Here is a 3,753-nt window from a genome sequence, read left to right on the forward strand (position 1 = left end):
CCCGTGGAGGGTGCGGGGCCGGCGGCGTTCGGTGTTCAGCGGCGGGTGAGGCGGCGGACCGCGAACAGGGCGCCGCCGAGCAGCGGCAGCGCCGCCGCGGCGGCCAGCAGCGGGCCGAGCGGCGCGTTCTCCCCGGCGGCGGCCGGACTCGCGTCGGGCACACCCACGGCCTGCACCGAGGCCGGTGCGGCCGCGGCCGCCGGGGCGGTGGGCGCGGTCGCCGCGGTGGCGGCCAGGGCCGCCGCCGTCGGCTGAACGGCGGCGCCGGCGCCCCGGGTGATGGCGAGGTCCGCCACCGCCGTCCGGTCGCTGCCGGTGGAGCCGGCGTAGACGTCGAGCGTCCGCAGCTCGGCCGGAGTGCCGGCGGACAGGCTCACCCGGAACAGGTACCGCTGCGCATGGCCGTCGGCCAGCGGCACCGCAAGTGACGAGGTGTCGGCCACCAGGACGGGGTCGCAGGACTGGTGCAGTGTCAGCCGCTGCCACTGGCCCTGCCACATGACCTCGACGGCGACGTCCGAGGGTTGCAGATTGGCCAGGGCGCCCGGCTGTCCCGCGGGAGCGGAGGCGAACAGGGCGAACCGCGGAGCGAGTTGCTGGTACGGCGCTCCGGTGAGGTTGCCCTCCTCGACGCCGATCTCGACGGCCTCGCCGCCCGCCGCGACCCGGGTGGCCACGGGCTCGATGAAGGCCGTGTCCGGGTCGGTGGCGTGCCGGGGCTCGCTGGGCAGCGCGGGCCCCGGGTCGTTGCCGCAGGCCGCCCAGGCGGGGCCGGCGGTGGAGAGGACGGGCAGGCCGACCCCGAGCAGGAGGGCGGCGGTCGCGGCCGAGGCCGCGGCGGCCCTGCGGACGGTGCGCGGGGCGGATCGGGAGACAGCGGGTGGACGCATGGGCCGGACCCCCAGGACGTCGTGGACGGGCAGACATCCGGCGCTCGGTCCCCCCGGCCGTTCCCGCCGGTGCCGCCCACGGTGCCCTCACCCGGATGGCTGCGCAACCCGGCGCGCGGAGCGAACCGTCCCCGGATTTCCCCGGCCGCGCGCCGATCGGCGGCGGACCCCGGCCCGGCAGCCGCCAGGACCCGGAGCGCGCGGACCTGCGGGCGCCGACCGGCCCTCCAGGGGCCTCCGGGATACTGCTGGGATGTCGGACCATCAGACCGCCACGCGGACCGAGACCGTCCCCGCGCCGCCGGAGCACCGGCCCTCGCTGCGGCGCGACGTCTCGCCGCCCGCCCTGCTCGCCGGGCTCGTCTGCATCGCCGTCTCCGTCTCGGGCCCGCTGGTCGTGGTGCTCGCCGCGGCCGCCGCCGGCCGGCTCGACCAGGCGCACACCGCCTCCTGGATCTGGGCGGTGTCGATCGGCAGCGGCCTGACCTGCCTGCTGCTCAGCTGGTGGACGCGGACCCCGGTGATCACCGCCTGGTCCACCCCCGGGGCGGCGCTGCTGGTGGGGAGCCTCGGCGCGTACCCGTACCGGGAGGCGGTGGGGGCGTTCCTGCTGAGCTCCGCGGCGGTCGCGGTGTTCGGCGCGACCGGCCTCTTCGGGCGGCTGATCCGGGCGATCCCGTCGGGCATCGTCAACGCGATGCTGGCCGGCATCCTCTTCACCTTCGGGGCGGGCATCTTCGCCGAACTGCACGGCGCGCCCGTCCTGGTCCTGGGGAGTTTCGCGGTCTTCCTGCTCGCCAAGCGGTTCGTGCCCCGGTACGCCGTCCCGCTGGCCCTGCTCGCCGGCGCCGGGCTGGCCGCGGCGACCGTCGGACTGCCGCTGCACCTCGGCGCGGGCGGGATGACCAGGCCGGTGCTCACCGTCCCGGCGTTCTCCTGGCCGGCCGTCGTGGGGCTCGCGCTGCCGCTCACCATCGTCGCGCTGGCCTCGCAGAACGCTCCGGGGCTGGCCATCATGCGGGCCTCCGGCTACCGGCCGGACGACCGGCTGCTGGTCGGCGCCACCGGCGGGCTCTCGGTGCTCCTCGCCCCGTTCGGCTCGCCCGGGGTGAACCTGGCCGCGATCACCGCTGCGATCTGCACCAGCGAGGAGAGCCACCCGGACCCGCGGCGGCGGTACGTGGCGGGGATGTCGGCAGGCGTGCTCTATCTGGTCGTGGGCAGCTTCGGCGGGGTGCTGGTGAGCCTGTTCACCGGGCTGCCGCACGTGCTGATCGCGGTGATCGCCGGGGTGGCGCTGCTCGCCTCCTTCCAGGGCAGTCTGGCCGGAGCGGTCGCGGACGAGCGCGGCCGGGACGGCGCCGTGGTCACCTTCCTGGCGACGGCCTCCGGCATGACCCTGTTCGGCATCGGGGCCGCGTTCTGGGGGCTGCTGCTGGGCGTGGCGACGCACACCGCGCTCACCCGGCGCCGGGCCGCCTGACGGTCCGGAACTGCCGGTCAACCGCCTGGTGCGCCTCCGGCCGCCGCGGCAGGATGGCGGGCCGAAGGGCGCGCAGGTGCGCGACCCGTGACGGAGCCGGGAATGTTCCCCGAACCGTCCCGTGGAATCGGACGGGAATTCCCGTGCATTCGCAACCGCTATTCCGTCAGGCCGGTGAGGGAGTGCCCCGAATGGCGCAGCCGCAGCCCGGCGGCGGGAATTCGGCGGGCCGCCCGGGGCCGCGTCGCCCCTGGGGCGGGCGGGGTCGGCGGGTAGTCTGGGCGGCCCGATCCGCGCGGATCCCGGAATTGTGGATCATTTGCTCCGTGGCGCGGAATTCGCCGGACGCGTGCCCGCGGTGTTCCGCCGCACTCGTCCCGACCGGTTGGGGGCTGGGTGTTGGGCGACTTGGTACGGGGACCGGGTCCGGAATTCGGGCCGTCCGGTGACCGTCCGGACGGCGGCACCGCGGACGCCGACGACGTGCCCGCGGGGACCGGCGCGGACGCCGACGGCCGCCCGGGCACCGAGAGCCTCGCGGAGGCCGACGACACCCTGTCCGGCGACGGCGACGGCGACGGCGACGAGGCCGATGCCGCGGACGACGGGGCCGCGCCGCCCCGCTCGCGGATGGCGCGCCGCCGCCGCGCCCTGCTTGCGGTCGCGGTGGCCGCCGCCCTGGTCGCCGTGGGCGGACTCGGCGCCGCCACGGTGATCAAGTCCCCCGCGGAACGCGCCGCCGACACCGCACCGCCGCCGAACACCCTGCTGACCGCCCCGGCCACCCTCCGGGTGCTCACCCGGTCCACCGTGGCCCGGGGCCTGGTCTACCCGCCGACCCGGTACGACGTGACCCCGGCCGCCGCATCGCCGGACATCACCCGGCTCTACGTCTCCGCGCTCAGGGTCGGGCCGGGCGATGCGGTCGACAACGGCGCGCAGCTGGCCGAGGTGTCCGGCCAGCCGCTCTTCGTCCTGAAGGGCGCCGTGCCGGCCTACCGGGACCTCAGGCCCGGCAGCAGCGGTCCGGACGTCGCCCAGCTCCAGGACGCCCTGGCCGCCCTCGGGCACGACCGCGGCGCCGACGCGGCGGGCACCTACGGGACCGGCACCGCGCGGGCGGTCACCGCGTACTACCGCGCGCTCGGCTACTCCGCGCCGACCGCCGGCGCCGCCGCCCAGCAGGCCGTCGACACCGGCAGGAAGGCGGTGGACGCCGACCGGCGGGCGGTCCAGGACCTCCAGGCCCGGCCCGCGGGCGGGACGACCGCCCCCGCCGCCGAGGGCGGCGCCGCCGCTGGGCCCGGGGGAGGGGGGGGGGCCGCCCCGCGCGCCCGGGCGCGGCCTCGGCTGGGGTGTGGGTTTTAATCAAAAACGAGC

General features: G+C 77.4%; 3 protein-coding genes. 2 read left to right on the forward strand and 1 reads right to left on the reverse strand.

Features of this window, described 5'->3' with window-relative positions; all coding sequences use genetic code 11:
- Positions 1-35 precede the first annotated feature (35 nt).
- The gene (locus ACFV0G_RS37015) at positions 36-890 is read right to left on the reverse strand and encodes a hypothetical protein (protein WP_380557470.1); all 855 of its coding nucleotides are present in this window, start codon (positions 888-890) and stop codon (positions 36-38) included.
- 253 nt (positions 891-1,143) lie between these two features.
- Between ACFV0G_RS37015 and ACFV0G_RS37020 the strand changes: the two genes are divergently transcribed.
- Together ACFV0G_RS37020 and ACFV0G_RS37025 are read left to right on the forward strand one after the other, a co-directional pair.
- Complete coding sequence (locus tag ACFV0G_RS37020) at positions 1,144-2,373, forward strand: benzoate/H(+) symporter BenE family transporter (RefSeq protein ID WP_380557473.1); 1,230 nt, start codon at positions 1,144-1,146, stop codon at positions 2,371-2,373.
- A gap of 483 nt (positions 2,374-2,856) precedes the next feature.
- Positions 2,857-3,741, forward strand: a complete 885-nt coding sequence (locus ACFV0G_RS37025; RefSeq protein ID WP_380557476.1) for a peptidoglycan-binding protein — start codon at positions 2,857-2,859, stop codon at positions 3,739-3,741.
- The last annotated feature ends 12 nt before the right edge of the window (positions 3,742-3,753 follow it).

Origin of the sequence: Kitasatospora sp. NPDC059571, from assembly GCF_042735675.1 — a bacterium.
GTDB lineage: Bacteria > Actinomycetota > Actinomycetes > Streptomycetales > Streptomycetaceae > Kitasatospora.